Origin of the sequence: Anaerotruncus massiliensis (ex Togo et al. 2026) (assembly GCF_900199635.1) — a bacterium.
GTDB lineage: Bacteria > Bacillota > Clostridia > Oscillospirales > Ruminococcaceae > Anaerotruncus > Anaerotruncus massiliensis.
Genome location: NZ_LT962687.1, coordinates 1,321,721 through 1,337,238, shown reverse-complemented (window position 1 = coordinate 1,337,238; position 15,518 = coordinate 1,321,721). Strand labels below are relative to the sequence as shown.

13 protein-coding genes are annotated in these 15,518 nt (G+C 64.8%); all 13 read right to left on the bottom strand.

Annotated features, from left to right (window positions below):
• Nucleotides 1-167: 167 nt before the first annotated feature.
• Nucleotides 168-1,442, bottom strand: coding sequence for a glutamate-1-semialdehyde 2,1-aminomutase (gene hemL, locus C1A13_RS06735; RefSeq protein WP_101550378.1), 1,275 nt, complete (start codon nt 1,440-1,442; stop codon nt 168-170).
• Entirely contained in the window at nt 1,442-2,425 is a 984-nt protein-coding gene (gene hemB, locus C1A13_RS06730; RefSeq protein ID WP_101550376.1) for a porphobilinogen synthase, read from the bottom strand. The genes hemL and hemB overlap by 1 nt, the downstream gene beginning before the upstream one ends.
• Complete coding sequence (gene cobA / locus C1A13_RS06725; RefSeq protein WP_101550374.1) at nt 2,412-3,932, bottom strand: uroporphyrinogen-III C-methyltransferase; 1,521 nt, start codon at nt 3,930-3,932, stop codon at nt 2,412-2,414. Before cobA ends, hemB begins: the two co-directional genes overlap by 14 nt.
• Nucleotides 3,929-4,813 carry a hydroxymethylbilane synthase gene (gene hemC / locus C1A13_RS06720; RefSeq protein WP_101550372.1) on the bottom strand — a complete coding sequence of 295 codons (885 nt, stop codon included), beginning with the start codon at nt 4,811-4,813 and terminating at the stop codon, nt 3,929-3,931. The genes cobA and hemC overlap by 4 nt, the downstream gene beginning before the upstream one ends.
• Nucleotides 4,800-6,554: an NAD(P)-dependent oxidoreductase gene (locus tag C1A13_RS06715; RefSeq protein ID WP_146021696.1), complete on the bottom strand. Its 1,755-nt coding sequence runs from the start codon at nt 6,552-6,554 to the stop codon at nt 4,800-4,802. Before C1A13_RS06715 ends, hemC begins: the two co-directional genes overlap by 14 nt.
• 270 nt (nt 6,555-6,824) lie before the next feature.
• Nucleotides 6,825-7,796 (bottom strand): carbohydrate kinase family protein, encoded by a 972-nt coding sequence (locus C1A13_RS06710; protein ID WP_172439199.1) that lies wholly within the window; start codon nt 7,794-7,796, stop codon nt 6,825-6,827.
• A gap of 33 nt (nt 7,797-7,829) precedes the next feature.
• Nucleotides 7,830-8,678, bottom strand: a complete 849-nt coding sequence (locus C1A13_RS06705; RefSeq protein ID WP_101550365.1) for a nucleoside phosphorylase — start codon at nt 8,676-8,678, stop codon at nt 7,830-7,832.
• 27 nt (nt 8,679-8,705) lie between these two features.
• Nucleotides 8,706-9,638, bottom strand: a complete 933-nt coding sequence (locus C1A13_RS06700; RefSeq protein WP_101550363.1) for a pseudouridine-5'-phosphate glycosidase — start codon at nt 9,636-9,638, stop codon at nt 8,706-8,708.
• A 6-nt stretch (nt 9,639-9,644) separates the two neighbouring features.
• Complete coding sequence (locus tag C1A13_RS06695; protein ID WP_242970826.1) at nt 9,645-10,619, bottom strand: ABC transporter permease; 975 nt, start codon at nt 10,617-10,619, stop codon at nt 9,645-9,647.
• Complete coding sequence (locus tag C1A13_RS06690) at nt 10,616-12,121, bottom strand: sugar ABC transporter ATP-binding protein (protein ID WP_101550361.1); 1,506 nt, start codon at nt 12,119-12,121, stop codon at nt 10,616-10,618. The genes C1A13_RS06695 and C1A13_RS06690 overlap by 4 nt, the downstream gene beginning before the upstream one ends.
• An 81-nt stretch (nt 12,122-12,202) precedes the next feature.
• The gene (locus C1A13_RS06685) at nt 12,203-13,243 is read right to left on the bottom strand and encodes a sugar ABC transporter substrate-binding protein (RefSeq protein WP_101550359.1); all 1,041 of its coding nucleotides are present in this window, start codon (nt 13,241-13,243) and stop codon (nt 12,203-12,205) included.
• Between the two features lie 135 nt (nt 13,244-13,378).
• The gene (locus C1A13_RS06680; protein WP_101550357.1) at nt 13,379-14,497 is read right to left on the bottom strand and encodes a PfkB family carbohydrate kinase; all 1,119 of its coding nucleotides are present in this window, start codon (nt 14,495-14,497) and stop codon (nt 13,379-13,381) included.
• Nucleotides 14,498-14,772: 275 nt separating this feature from the next.
• Nucleotides 14,773-15,468: an ATP-binding protein gene (locus C1A13_RS06675; RefSeq protein WP_101550355.1), complete on the bottom strand. Its 696-nt coding sequence runs from the start codon at nt 15,466-15,468 to the stop codon at nt 14,773-14,775.
• Nucleotides 15,469-15,518 lie beyond the last annotated feature (50 nt).

Below are 15,518 nucleotides of genomic sequence, written 5' to 3'. Positions count from 1 at the left end.
CGCCTTTCCTCGTTGGATGGAGCGTCCCCGGACGGCACGGCTCCCTTTGTGAATAGTATAACATGGTTAACAATATGCTTGCCAATTGAAAAAATGAATCAGGTGGCCAGGGTTTGGCAATGGAAAGGGCCGCCGCGGTTTCCCGCGGCGGCCCTTTCCGGTCCCGTTCAGTTTTTTTCCGTGCGGAAGAAATCCGCGATGCAGGCCGCAAGGGCGTCCACGTCCCCCTCGGTGTGCGCGTCCGAGAGGAAGAGCGCCTCGAACTGGCTGGGCGCGGTGTAGATCCCCCGGTCGAGCAAAAACCGGAAGCAGCGCGCGAACCGCGCGGTGTCGGCCGCCTTCGCCGTCGTGTAATCGACGACCGGGCCGGGGGTAAAAAAGAGGCAGCAGAGCGACCCCGCGCCCGTCACCGCGCAGCCGGGCGCGGCCTCCCGCAGCCCGCCGCGCAGCCTCCGGCCGAGGCTTTCGATATGCGCGTAGACCTCCGGGTGCTCCCGCAGGTAACGGAGCTGGGCAAGCCCCGCCGCCATCGCGACGGGATTGCCGCTGAGGGTGCCCGCCTGGTAGACGCTCCCCACCGGCGCGACCCGCTCCATGATCTCCCGCCGCCCGCCGTAGGCGCCCACCGGCATCCCCGCGCCGATGATCTTGCCGTAGGTGACGAGGTCGGCCTCGACGCCGTACCGCTCCTGCGCGCCGCCGAACGCCAGCCGGAAGCCGGTGATCACCTCGTCGAAGATGAGAGCCGCGCCGTTTTCGTCGCAGAGCCGCCGCAACCCCTTCAAAAAGCCCCCGGCGGGCTCCACCACGCCCATATTGGCGGCGACAGGCTCGACGATGACCGCCGCGATCTTCCCCGGGTTCTCCGCGAAGAGCAGCTCCACGCTCTCAAGGTCGTTATAGGCGGCGGTCAGCGTGTCGCCGGCGCAGGCCGCGGGCACCCCCGCGCTGTCCGGCACCCCCGCCGTCATCACGCCCGAGCCCGCCTTGACGAGCATCGCGTCGCTGTGGCCGTGGTAGCAGCCCGCGAATTTGACGAGCTTGTCCCGTCCGGTAAAGCCGCGCGCCGCGCGCACCGCGCTCATGACCGCCTCGGTGCCCGAATTGACCATCCGCACCAGCTCGACCGACGGGACCGCCCCGCAGACGAGCTCCGCCATCTCCACCTCGCGCTCGGTCGCCGCGCCGAAGCTGAGGCCGTCCTTCACCGCGCGCTCGACCGCCTCGCGCACCACGGGATGGTTGTGCCCGAGGATCATCGGCCCCCACGAGCCGACGTAATCGGTGTATGCACGCCCGTCCGCGTCGTATATTTTCTGCCGGTCGGCACGGGAGATGAAGCGCGGCGTCAGCCCCACCGAGCCGAACGCCCGCACCGGGCTGTTGACCCCGCCGGGGATAACCCTTTTCGCCCGCTCGAACAGTTCCTCCGAACGTCCCATCAGCCGATCCTCCCCTCGTCGATCCAGCCCGCGAGCTCCTTGGCGTAGTAGGTGATGAGGATGTCCGCTCCCGCGCGGAAGACGGATACCGCCGCCTCGCAGGCGACCGCCGCCTCATCGATGAGGCCCGCCTTCCCCGCCGCCCGGATCATCGCGTATTCCCCGCTGACGCTGTAGGCGGCCAGCGGCAGGTCGAACCGCGACTTGACCTCGCGCACCACGTCGAGATAGGAGAGCGCGGGCTTCACCATCAGGACGTCCGCCCCCTGCTCCACGTCGAGGGCCGCCTCCCGGACCGCTTCCCGGACATTGTGGTAATCCATCTGGTAGCCCCGCCGGTCGCCGAAGGCGGGCGCCGAGCCCGCCGCGTCGCGGAAGGGCCCGTAGAAGGCGGAGGCGTATTTGACCGCATAGGACATGATCGGCGTGTCGGAAAAGCCCGCGCCGTCGAGCGCCCGGCGCAGCGCGAGAATCCGGCCGTCCATCATGTCGGAGGGCGCGACCATGTCCGCGCCCGCCCGCGCGTGGGAGAGGGCGGTTTTGGCAAGCAACTCAAGGGTCCTGTCGTTGTCGACCTCCCGGCCGTTCAAAATGCCGCAGTGCCCGTGGGAGGTGTATTCGCACATGCACACGTCGGTGATGAGATAGAGTTCGGGAAAGTCCCGTTTGGCCAGCCGCAGCGCCTGCTGCACCGCGCCCTCGTCGTCCCACGCGCCCGAGCCGCATTCGTCCTTATGCGCGGGCAGCCCGAAGAGCAGCACGGCGGGCACCCCCGCCTCCCGCACCTTTTCAAGCTCCACCTGCAGCATGTCGGGGCTGTAGCGGAACTGCCCGTCGAGCGAGGGGATCGGCTCGGCGATCCCCCGCCCCTCCTTGACGAAGATCGGATAGACCAGCGCGGATTTCGACACCCGCGTCTCCCGCACCAGCCCGCGGACGGCCGGGGTCTTCCGCAGCCTTCTCGGCCTCTCAATAAGCTCCATATCCCTTACGCTCCTTCTCACTCAGTTCCGCCATCCGGTCTGCCATCGCGTCGATTGACGGCTCCCCGGCAATTTCGATCTTCATTCCGTATTCCCGCGCGGCCGCGGCGGTCGATTCCCCGATGCAGACCGCGCGGACCTCCCGGTAATCCCGTTTCCCGAGCGTCTCCGCAAACCCCCGGACGGTCGACGCGCTCGTGAACGCCACATAGTCGATCTCCCCCGCGTCGAGCAGCTCCGCCGCGCGCTTCGCGTCCGGATGGGCGTAACGCGTCTCGTAGAGCGGGAGATCGTCGTAGGAGATCCCCGCCGCGTCGAGCGCGCGCGTCAGCTCGGGCGAGCCCTGCCTCGCGCGGCAGATGAGCACCCGCTCCCCGGCGGCGCGTTCCGCCAGCGCCGCGCCGAGCGCGGCGGCGTAGGCGCGTTCGGGCAGGAGCGCGGGCAGCAGCCCGCGCTCCTCGAGCGCCCCGGCGGTCGACGGGCCGATCGCGGCCAGCCGCACCCCGCCCAGCCGCCGCAGGTCGAAGCGGGTTTCGCGCAGGTGCTCCAGGAAGACGCGCACCCCCGTCGGGCTCGTGAAGACGAGCCAGCCGTATTCGCCGATCCGCGCGAGCGCCTCGTCAAGCGCCGGATTCGGCGCGACCGGCTCCGTCACGATCGACGGCAGCTCCAGGACCTCGGCGCCCAGCGCGCGCAGCTTCGCGGTCATGCGGGAGGCAAGCTTTCGCGGACGGGTGACGATCACCCGCCTGCCGCCGAGCGGGCGCTTCTCCGCCCAGGAGAACCGCTCCGCCAACGCGCAGACCTCCCCCACGACGATGACCGCCGGGGTCCCGACCTCCGCTTCCCGTGCCTTTTGGTGCAGGGTTTCGACCGTTCCAGAAATCCGCCGCTGGCGGGCCGTGGTCCCCCGCTCCAAAATTGCGGCGGGCGTGGCCGGGTCGATGCCGCCGCCGAGCAGTCCCGCGCAGAGCTCCTCCAGCGCAGCGACCCCCATCAGAAAGACCAGCGTGCCGCCCAAGCGGACGAGCGCCCGATAGTCGGTGCGCGCGCCCGGCGATTTTTTCGTGTGGCCGGTGATGATGTGCACCGATGAGCAGCAGTCCCGGTGGGTCACGGGAATGCCCGCGTAGGCGGGCACCGCGACGGCCGAGGTCACGCCCGGCACCACCTCGAAGGGGACGCCCCGCTCCGCGAGCAGCTCGAGCTCCTCGCCGCCCCGCCCGAAAAGGAAGGGGTCCCCGCCCTTGAGCCGCACGACGGTATGCCCCTCGAGCGCCTCCCGCAGCAGGATGCGGTTGATCTCCTCCTGCGGCACCGGATGGTTCCCCGCGTGCTTGCCCACGTCGACACGGCGGGTTTCGGGCGGAATCAGCCCGAGCACCTCCCCGCCCACGAGCGCGTCGTGCACCACCACGTCGGCGGTTTGCAGCAGTTCATAACCCTTGAGGGTCAGCAGTCCCGCGTCGGACGGGCCCGCGCCGACCAGATAGACCTTTCCGCTCATACCCGCCTCCTCATCCGTTCGGCCAACAGGACGCCGAGCTTTTCCGCATCCGTCCGGCTACCGGTTATGCGTTCGACCGTATGGCTCCCGTCCGCCTCCCGGCAGTAGAGGCCGGTCAGCCGAAGCTCCTGCCCGTGAAGCTCCGCATAGGCGGCGATGGGGGAGGAACAGCCCCCGTCGAGCGCGCGCACAAAGGCGCGTTCCGCGAGCCCCGCGGCCCGCGAATTTTCGTCATCGGCGCAGCTGAGGAAGGAGGCGTCCTCCCCCGCCCTCCCCTGCACCGCCAGAATCCCCTGGCCCGCCGCCGGGAGCATTTCATCGGTGGAAAAGACTCTGCTGACGCGGTTTTCCAGTCCGAGGCGCAGGATGCCCGAATAGGCCAGCACCAGCGCGGAAAACTGTCCGCCGTCCATCTTGGAGAGGCGGGTCTGGATGTTGCCGCGCACGCTTTCCACCCGCATCCCGGGAAAAAGGCCCCCCAATTGGAGTGCACGGCGCGGACTCGACGAGCCAAGCGGCTTTTCCGGGTCCAGGCGGTCCGCGCCCTCCGGCAGAACCAGCACGTCGCGCGGGTCGGCGCGGCGGGAATAGGCCAGGATGGGCAGCCCTTCCGGTTGCTCCATCGGCAGGTCCTTGAGGCTATGTACCGCGAAATCGATGCGGCCCTCCAGGAGCGCGCGGTCGAGCTCCTTTACGAAAAGGCCCTTGCCGCCCACCCGGTCGAGCGGGCGGTCGAGAATCACGTCGCCCGTCGTTTTCATCGTCACGAGCTCCAGCTCCCAGTCGGGATGCGCCTGGCGGATCGCATCCATCACCAGTTCGCTCTGGATGACCGCGAGTCTGCTCTCCCTGCTGCCAAAGCGGATTTTACGTCGCCGCATCCGCCGTCACCTCCTTTGGGATCCATTCCTCCATCCGCGTGCGGAGACTGTCCGCCGCGGCCTTTGCCAGCGCGTGGTTCGTCCCGCTGGCGGTCACCCCGACGACGAGCGCGTCCCGCCGCACAACCGCCGGGAAAAAGAAGCCGCACTCCCCCGGCGCGTCGCAGACGTTCGCCGGGATGCCCAGCCGCCGGGCTTCCTCCCCGACCGCGTGATTGGTTTCCCGGTCGTCGGTCGCCGCGAGCACAAGGTCGAAGCCCGCGCAGTCGCCCGCCCGGAAGGCGCGGCGGACGATCCGCGCGCCGAGCGCCTCGATCTCCGGGGAGATGTCCGGCGCGATCACCGTGAGGGAACAGCCGAAGGGGGCGAGCGCCTTCGCGCGGCGCGCCGCGACGCGGCCGCCGCCCACGAGGGCGATTTTGCTGTTCGTCAGATCGACGAACAGCGGAAAACGCGGAGCGTTTTCCGCCCCTCCGGCCGCGGGCCGGGGGGCAAAATCGCCCGGCCCCGCGGGTTCGGCGCGCCCTCCGGCGGCCAGATGCAGCGCGTCCATACAGGGCTGCCACAGCTCGGACGGCAGCGTCTCCCGCAGGCCAAAGAGCAGCCTGTCGACCGTCTTTTCCGCCGAAGCCCGCAGCCGGCCGAGAAGCTCCTCCTCCGCCTCCCCGGAGAGTCCGAGGCCGCTCACCGTCTTTTCCACCCGGCCCATAAAATCCCGGGCGACGAGCTCGCCGGTCTCCCTTGCCGCGGGCACCACCGCGCGAAAGCCGTACCACCGCGCGAATTCCGCAAGGCCGTCCGCGAGGATCTCCCGTGCCCGCATCAGAGCGGCTTCATCGCGGCGGGCGTCCGCCACGCCGCAGATCCCGTCGGTGTCGTAAACCCGCGCTCCCGGCAGGGATGCGATCGCCGGGTCGATGTCCCGGGGCACCGCGAGATCGCAGAATACCTTCGGCCCCGAGAGAGCGGGCCCGACCTCCGCCGCGCGCAGCGTATAGTGTGGACTGGCAGTCGCGCTGACCACCAGGCGCACCCGCGGCAGGAGGGAGAGCCGCTCCTCATAGGAAACCGCCTCCACGCCGTCCGGCAGCGAAACCTCCCCGTGGCGGTAGCGGCGCACCGTCATCGAGACGCGGCACCCGGCCTCCACAAGCCGCCGCGCCGCGAGCCGCCCCATCTCTCCGTTTCCGATCACCAGGCAGGGCGTACCCGCGAGCGGTCCCATGACGCCCTTCAAAAACGCCTCCATCCGCACCGCCACCGACTGGTCCGCCTCCGTCAGGCGGACGGCCGTTTTAACCTTCTTGGCCGAGGTGACGGCCGACCGGAAGAGGGTTTCCAGCACCGCGTCGGCCGCGCCCGCCTCCCGGGCGAGGGAGAGGGCGGTCCCGACCTGGGTCAAAATCTGGTCCTCTCCGAAGACCTGGGATTTCATTCCGCACGCGAGCTGGAAGAGATGTTCCGCCGCCTCAAGGCCCTCGCGGCGGACAAAGCAGTCCCGGTGCGCGCCGGGCTCCGCGCCCCTGAGCGCGCAGAGCAGCTCATAGGGTTCGAGCGAAGCGCGCCCGCTCAACCACAGCTCGGTGCGGTTGCAGGTGGAGAGAAGGACGCACCCCTTTGCGCCAAACTCCCGGCAGGCGCGCGCCGCCGCCTCGGACGCGGCCGAAGCGGTCATCGCGAACCGCTCCCGTACCCCGACCGGGGCGCGGGAGCTGTCGATCCCGGCCATCCGTATTTCCAAACCGACTCCTCCATCCTCCGCCGCGCCCCATACAAAACGCCATCCGGCAGCGCGTCGCTTCCGAATGGCGTGGGACTGTGCGGCAAACAACCATTTGTAATGCCTTAAATTTTATCGGAATCCGGCCCAAAAGTCAAGCTGTACCGCTTTTCCATACAATTATAATATATAGCGCTTTCCATTCGTTTTATGAATGGAAGGCCGGGCGGCCAGGAAAAGAATCAGAGGGAATCCCGCCGGCGGGATCCCCTCTGGATATCCGGTGTGCAATCAGCCGACTCCGGCACACACCTTTTCTTCCATTCCGTCGAACGGCACGGCGCCCTTTTGCGAGATTGCCCGCGCGGCGAGCGCGTTTCCCGCTCGAAGCCAGTCCTCTGGTTTTTCCCCGCGCAGGTAGGACGCGAGAAATCCCGCGTTGAAGGCGTCTCCCGCGCCCGTCGTATCCAGCGGGGTCACCTCGACGGCAGGGACATGCCAGCGTCCGGTTTCGGAGTATCCGCCGCGGATCCCGAGCGCCGACCCCTCCGCGCCCAGCTTGAGCGCGGCGATCGGCACCCTGCACAGCAGTGCATCCAGGCCGGCGCCCGTTTCCCAAACGCCGGTGATCGCCTGCATCTCCCGCCGGTTCGGCAGCAGGATATCGGTTACAGCGAGCGCCTCCCGCAGGGTATCGGGCGGGACATTTTCGATATTTGGGGAGGCGTCGAGCGCGACCAGCCCGCCCGCCCGCCGCGTCATCCCGGCGGCCTCGACCGCAAAGCGCGCCTGCGCCGCATCGGCCAGCAGGTATCCGGAGAGCAGCAGCACCCGGACGGTTTGCAGCGTCTGCCGGAGCGCGGCGGTCAATTCCAGCGGTTCGCCGGCTGCGCCGCGAAAGGATAGCATCGTCCGTTCGCTACGGTCGTCTATGATCGTCACGGTATAGCCGGTGTCGTCGCCGTACTGCATGCAGCTCAGGTCCAGACCTGCGTTCTGCATACGTTCCTCGACACGACGGCCCGCCGCGTCCTTCCCGATCCGTCCGCAGAATCCGCACCGGATCCCCAGCAGCGCGAGGGAAAACGCAGTGTTCGCCGCGGATCCGCCCGGGCTGCAGCTCGACATCAGGATTTTGACGTCCCCGCCCCTCTGCGGGAACCGGTCGACCCAGTACTGGTAATCCATCAGCACGTCGCCGATCGCAAGCACCTCCGGCCCGGCTGTTTTATTCATGCCGCCGGGCGGCGTCTTCAGCCCCATCCTCCGGCCCCCCTTTCCCATTTTGCCGGCGCATCAGCCGCAGTGCGGGCTCCACCATTTCTGCCCGGCCCTTTCCTTCTCCGCGTCGCGCCTGGCGAGGAGTGCAAGCCCCTCCAGACCGACGGCGATCGCATCGTCGATCCCCTGCGATACGCCGACCTTCTGGGTGATCGAGCTGTTGCAGACCGTGCAGATCGAACCGCCGCGCGCATGGAAGAGCTGAGCAAGGGTCAGGATGGCGGCCGTCTCGCGTTCGACGTTGAGCACGCCTGCGTTCACCCAATGCTCGACAACGCCTTCGTTGGGCAGGTACCCCATAACCGGGCGGCCCTGTCCACAGTAGATCGCATCGTTGGAGCGGGTGATGCCGACATGATAGCGGAGGGAACGGGCCTGCGCCGATTCGATCATCGGCAGCATCAGCTCATAGCTGGCGATGGCGGGGTAGCAGGCGTCGATATATTCCTTGGTAAGGCCCTCGTCGCGGACCGCGCCGGAGGTGATGACAATGTCGCCGACGTTGAGGTCGGGGCGCTGGGTGCCCGAGGTGCCGATGCGCAGGAAGGTGTCCACGCCGCCGTACTGCATGAGGTCCACCATTGCGATCTCGGTGTCCGCGCCGCCGCTGCCGGTGGAACAGACGATGATCTGCGCGTCCTGATAGCAGCCGCTGAGGACGGTGAACATCGAATTGCGGGTGATCTCCCTGACGTCGGTCATCGAGTCGGCGATGACGTCCGCCGCATCCTTGGAAAAGCCCAGCGGATCGCGGACCGCCAGGATCGCATACCTGCCCAGTTTGTCTCCGCGCCTGAGTCCCGTCAGGACCGCTTTTCCATCCACCTCAAAGAGGGGCGGCTCGTTTCGATTGATCTTGCTCATAAGAGTCCTTCCTTTCTATTCCATCGGTTATTTCAGCTTTGCCAGTTCCACCGCGATGTTCGACGCGGCGACCGCGTTGTTGAAGACAAGACGGATATTCGCTTCCAGGCTTTCGCCGCCTGTGATCTTCTGGATTGCATCGAGCAGGAAGGGGGTGATCTCCTTGCCCTTGACCCCCCGGCGCTCCGCATCCGCGACCGCCTCGTCAATCTTGCCGTTGATGTAGTCCGCGTCCATCGCGTACTGCTCCGGAATGGGATTTGCCACGAGCATGCCGCCGGGGATCTCCATCTTCCGCTTGGCGTAAAAGGAGGCCGCGATCTCGCCCGGCGTATCCAATCGGTAATCGACCCCAAAGCCGCTTTTCCGCGTGTAGAAGGCGGGCATCTCCGAAGTCTGGTAGCCGACAACCGGAACCCCCTTGGTCTCGAGGTATTCGAGGGTGCGGCCGATGTCGAGGATCGACTTGGCCCCGGCGCAGACGACGAGCACCGGCGTCTGCGCCAGTTCCTCGAGGTCCGCGGAAATGTCCATCGTGTTCTCCCCGCCACGGTGCACCCCGCCGACGCCGCCCGTGCAGAAGACGGAAATGCCGGCCAGGTGCGCGACGATCATCGTCGCGGCCACCGTGGTGGCGCCGTCCCTGCCAAGTGCGTGCAGGATGGGCAGGTCGCGGCGGCTCGCCTTGATGACCTCCGTCCCCTTTTTGCCGAGGTGGATGATCTCCTCCTCGCTGAGTCCCGCTTTGAGCTTCCCGCCGATCACCGCAATCGTCGCGGGCACGGCCCCCTGCTCCCGCACGACCCGTTCGACCGCGAGCGCGGTCTCAACATTCTTCGGGTAGGGCATGCCGTGGGAGATGATCGTCGACTCGAGCGCAACCACAGGCTTTCCCGCCGCCAGGGCGGCTTCGACCTCGGGCGAGCACTCCAAAAACTCCTTAGAAAGCAATGTGCGCATCCTCCTTTATTGTTTCGACCCGGAGTGGGACGAACGGAACATGTCCAGCGCGACCGCGCCGACGATGATGAACCCGAGCGCGACCTTCTGCCAGTAGGCGTTGACCTCCATGAGGTTGAGGCCGTTGTTGATCAGGCCCATGATGAGCGCGCCCGCCAGCGTGTTCATGACGCTGCCCTTGCTCGCGCCGCCGACAAAGACGGCGGCCAGCGCCTGCAGGGACAGGTCCGAGCCGGACGACGGCTGTCCCGACGAGAGCCGCGCGGTCAGCAGCAGGCCGCCCATCGCGCTCATGAGACCCGCGATCGCAAAGACGGCGATCTTGGTCCTGTGCACGCTGATGCCCGACAGGTTCGCCGCGGTCGGATTTTCGCCGACGGCCAGCACATTGCGTCCAAAGGCGGTATATTTTAAAACAAACGCGCCGATCAGGAAGACGATCACCAAAATGATCGACGGGACGGGGATCGGGCCGACATAGCCGCGCCCGAAGACCGCGAAGGAATCTGGCAGCCCGGTGATCGGCTGGCTGTTGGTGAGCAGAAGCACGACGCCCGCCAGCGCATACTGCATGCCGAGAGTCGCGATGAACGACTGCACGCGCAGCTTGGTGACGATGAGCCCCATCAGCGCGCCGACGACCGTACCGGCCGCAAGGGAAATGACCATCGCGAGGTAGATGTTCATCCCGGCCCTCATGATCAGCATCGCGCAGCCGCATCCCGCGAGCACCGCCAGCGAGCTCTGGCTCAGGTCGATCTCGCCGCAGAGCACGACATAGGTCGCGCCGAGCGCCACAACGGCGTTTACACAGATCTGCCGCACCACGTTGATCAGGTTCGCAGGAAGCAGAAATTTTTCGTTGGCAAACGCGAGAAGGATGAAGAGAATGATAAAAACCAGCCATACGCCGAGCTTGTTCCAGGCGTAACTCACCATCTTCCCCGCGGTCAGGTTTCTCTTTTGGGCTCCGCCGCTCATGACGCCGTCCCTCCTACCGCATATTCTGTAATCCGCTGCTGGGAAAAGTCCTTCCGTTCCACCGTCCCGGCAACCTCGCCCTCCCGCATCACGATGATGCGGTCGCTGATCCCCATGACCTCCTCCATCTCGGAGGAGACCACGATGACGGCCTTGCCTTCCGACGCCAGCCGGTTGATGATCTCATAGATTTCCCGTTTGGCCCCCACGTCGATCCCGCGGGTCGGCTCATCCAAAATGACGATCTCCGAATCGGAGAAGAGCCACTTGGCCACAACCACCTTCTGCTGGTTGCCGCCGCTGAGGTAGACGACCCGTTGATTAATCGACGGGGTGGCGATGTGCAGACTCTTCACATAGTCCTCCGAGACCTGCTGCTCCTTCTTCATGTTGAGCATCCGCATCCGCTGGATTTTGCGGATGGCAACCAGCGTGATGTTGAACCGCACCGGCAGCGAAAGCAGTAGCCCCTCTCCCTTGCGGTCCTCGGTGACAAAGCCGATCCGGGACCGGATGCCGTCCCGTGTGGTGGCCATGGCCGCCTCGCGGCCGTTGATGAGAATCCTGCCCGACCTGCGTTTGTCCGCCCCGAAGATGAGGCGCATCGTCTCGGTGCGTCCCGAACCGACCAGCCCGGCGAAGCCGACGACTTCCCCGTGGCGCACCTCGAAGGAGACGTCCCTGACCCGTCTTCCGTCCGAGAGGTGCTCCACCTTGAGGCAGACCTCCCCGATCTCCGCATTCCGCGCGGGGAACTGCTGGGTGAGCTCCCGTCCGATCATCATCGCGATCAGTTCGTCCTTGGTGGTCTCCTTCACCTCACGCGTGCCGATGTAGCAGCCGTCGCGCAGGACGGTCAGCCGGTCGGCCACCCGGAAGATTTCCTCCAGCCGGTGGGTGATGAAGATCACCGCGACCCCCTGCTCCTTCAGCGTCCCGATGATCGAAAACAGGATTTCCGTCTCCCGTGAGGTGAGCGAGGAGGTCGGCTCGTCCATGATGACGACCTTCGCGTCGACGCTCACCGCCTTGGCGATCTCCACCATCTGCTGGCGGGCGATGCTCAGTTCGCACACAGGTCTCCGGACATCCTCGTCTATTCCGAGCCGCTGGAAAAGCGCCTGTGCATCGTCAAACATCTTTTTCCACTGGACGATGCCTCGGGATCTCGGCTGGCGGCCGAGGAAGATATTTTCCGCGACCGTCAGGCTGCCCATCAGGTTGAGCTCCTGGTGGATGATCGAAATCCCAATCTTTTCAGCCGCCTTCGGGGTACCGATTTCCACCTCCCGCCCATTAAAAAGGATGGTTCCTCCATCTTTTTTATAGGCGCCCGAAAGGATCTTCATCAGCGTCGATTTGCCCGCGCCGTTCTCCCCGACCAGGGCGTGGACCTCTCCGCGACGGATGGTCAGGTCGACGTCAGCCAGCGCCTTGACGCCCGGGAATTCCTTGCAGACCCCTTTTAATACGAGCACATTCTCGTCGTAATTTTCCTGCATGGCAATGTTCCTTTCCACAGAACCCGCGGGCCCGGAACGGTTGTCCGTCCCGGGGGGCCGCAGGCGAAGGGAGTTTCGCTCTTATTTGCTTCCGAGGATATCCTCCGTGGTCAGCGCGCCCTGTGCGCAGTAAACGCCCGACTCGTAGGGGGTGGATTTTTCAAAGGTCGCCCCGTTATAGAGATAGTCCTCGATATTCTGGATGGTCTGCTGGGCCATGCCGGCGGGAAGCTGCATGACGCTCGCTATGTACTGGGTACCCTTGTCGATCAGCTCGACCTCTTCATCCTCGCAGTCGAAACCGACAATTTTGACCTCGGGTCGGTTGGCCGCGACGCAGGCATCATACGCTCCCAAGCCCCCCTGCGCGTTCGCCGCAAAGACCAGGTCGAGTTCCGGATAGGTCACGAGCGCATCCTCACAGGAGGTCATGTAGCTCTCTCGGGAATCGCCGAGATACTCATTCACCACCTCCACTGTGAGTCCGCCCTCCTCGAGGCCCTTGACAAATCCGTCGGCGCGGTTGCGGCCGTTGGAGGTCGCCGTGGTGAAGGAAATCATTCTGACGGCTTCTTTCCCCGCCTCTTTCATCTGCCCGGCGGCCCAGTATCCGCCATTGTAGCCCGCGTCGAAATCGACGGTCCCGATGTTGGTCACATAGTCCCCATCGGGCGGCAGAGAACCGGTGTCAATCAGGAATACGGGAATGTTTGCCGCCTTGCACTGTTCAAAGACATCCTGCAGCGAATCGCCGTACCAGCTTGCAATCACAAGCGCGTCAATATCCTTGAGGGTGAGGTCGAGGCAGTCGTTGACCGTCTTTTCCACGTCCATACCCGCGTCGGTATAGACATAGTCCCAACCCTTTTCCTTGCAGGCAGCCTCAAATCCATCGAGCATCTTCACGTAGTAGGGGAACGTCAGCGTGATAATGGAAAAACCAATCTTCAGCTGTTTTTCTTCTCCCGGTGCTGTGTCACCCGTCCCATCCGCTGAAACGGCGTCCGCCGGAGCCGACGGCGCCGCGGGCTGTTCCGCCGCTCCCTTCATCGAGCAGCCTGAAAGCGGCATGACCGCCATGACGACTGCCAGCAGCAGCGCGAGCATTTTCTTTCCGTTCATTCCAATCTCTCCTTTTTATTTCACTTCCCCACCCGGGGAATTGACGCGCCCGGAGGGCCCTCCCGGCCGGGCGTTTCACACACATAGATGTCGGGCCTCATCGCCCGTCCACGTATGGCCGGCCCCACTGCCGGCTCAGAGAAAGTACCTGGTTTTCGACGCGGTGATCTTCCGTGTTCCCTGCATCACCTCCAGCATATATTGTTCGCTGAGCTCCTCATTGACGACCGGTTCCCCCGCTGTGCAGATGCTGGCTGCCGCCAGCCCCGCGCAGGCGGATTCCCGAAGGTCCATCCCGCGCATCCGCGCCCACACGAGCGCGGCCATAAAACTGTCCCGCGCGCCCGTCTTGTTGACGACCTCCGCCGGATAGCCGGGAAGCCGCCAGGAACCGGTCTCGTCCGCACAGTACGCTCCCGACGAGAGAGTGATGTAAACATGTCTGACCCCCCGGTTCAGCAGCTGGCTGGCTGTCTCTGCCACATCAGCCTTTTCATCGGGCTCCCGCCCGAGCAGCAGCTGGACTTCCAGCCGGTCCGCTTTGAGCGTATCGATCCGGTCAAGAATTCCGCGTAGCTTGTGCGCCTTGGCGACCGAGATCGTCTCCGCGAAGAGCGGTACGCGGCAGTTGTCCGCCAGAAAGCGAAGGGCGTCCTCGGTGAGGTTTGTGTCCACCACACAGGTGTGCGCCCGGTTGATAACCCCCATACGCTGTGCGAGCAATGCCGGAGTGAGGTAGTCGTAGATATCCATACTTGAGATGCCCACCACCGGATCCCCCCTGTGGTCCACCACCGAAAGATAGGTCGAAGTCGCGGCATTGACGACCGTGATCGCGTCCTTGACGTCGATGCCAAGGTCGCGGCAGTTCTGCCGAAGTTTTTCCGCGTAAAGATCGTCACCGAAGGCGGTCACCAGCTTAACGTCCAGCCCCAGAAGACGCATGCTGTGCGCCTCGTTCCGCCCCACGCCGCCTGCCGTGTGCTCCACCCTGCCCGGGTTGGAATCGTGCGGCACCACCTCCCCGCTGGCATACCCCGCGATATCCATGTTGATACCGCCGACAACTGCCACGTAGGGGCGTTTTTGTACAACATAACCCTTTCCCTGAATCATGCCTTTCTTCATCAGGTTGGAGATATGGACCGAAACGGACGACCGGGTGATCCCCGCGCGGTCGGCAAGCTCCTGCTGGGACATCATCGGGTTTTCCTCGATCCAGGAGAGCAGTTCCCGTTCCCTGTCGGTTACCATCTGTCCCGCCTCCGATCTAAGCGTTTGATTATTCGCATAACCATTTCCTTATATTTTCATTATAACCAGCACCGTAAAACAAGTCAACATTCTTTTCAACAAATTTCGACATTATATTTCGTGAAATTTACTAAATTTTTAGGAACTTTTACCATGAATTGTATATTTTAATCCTGGTTTTCCAATTGCCAGCATGCTTTCCGCCGTTTACCAGCCTAAGCATTGTGCAAAAAAACGGCTCCCGTAATATGCGGGAGCCGTTTTGCTTTACAGAATCAGGTCTCGTCCACAACCTCGCCCGAGGTGGAAATGACCGTCACCTGCCAGGGGATCCATTTCCCGCTGGCCTGCAGGGCGCGCCGGACGGCATTTTCGATCCCGCCGCAGCAGGGCACCTCCATACGCACCACATGGACGCTTTTGACGTCGTTTTCGCGGAGGATTTCCGTCAGCTTGACGGCGTAGTCCCCCTCGTCGAGCTTGGGACAGCCGACGAGCGCCACGCGGTTTTTCAGAAACCGCCGGTGAAAATCCCCGTGGGCAAAGGCGGTGCAATCGGCCGCGACGAGCAGGTGCGCGCCGTCAAAACAGGGCGCGTTCACCGGAACCAGCTTCAGCTGCACCGGCCACTGGCGCAGCTCGCTTGCCGTTTTTGCTTCGGGCACGGGCGTCTCCCGCCGGGGCCGCTCGATCGTTTTGACCTGACTGCCCGGGCAGCCGCAGGGCAGCGGCTTCTCCGCCTTCGCGGCGAGCACCGCCGCATGGTCGTAGGCAGGTGCTTCCCGCTCCTCAAAGGAGATCGCACCCGTCGGACAGGCGGGCAGGCAGTCCCCGAGACCGTCGCAGTAGTCCTCCCGCAGGAGCTTCGCCTTCCCGTCCGCCATGCCGATCGCGCCCTCATGACAGGCGTCCGCGCACAGCCCGCAGCCGTTGCATTTCTCTTCGTCAATCGTGATGATTCTGCGTTTCACTTCCATCATCCTCCCTTTCTGTCCTCAGGATAACGGATTTTTCGGAGGAA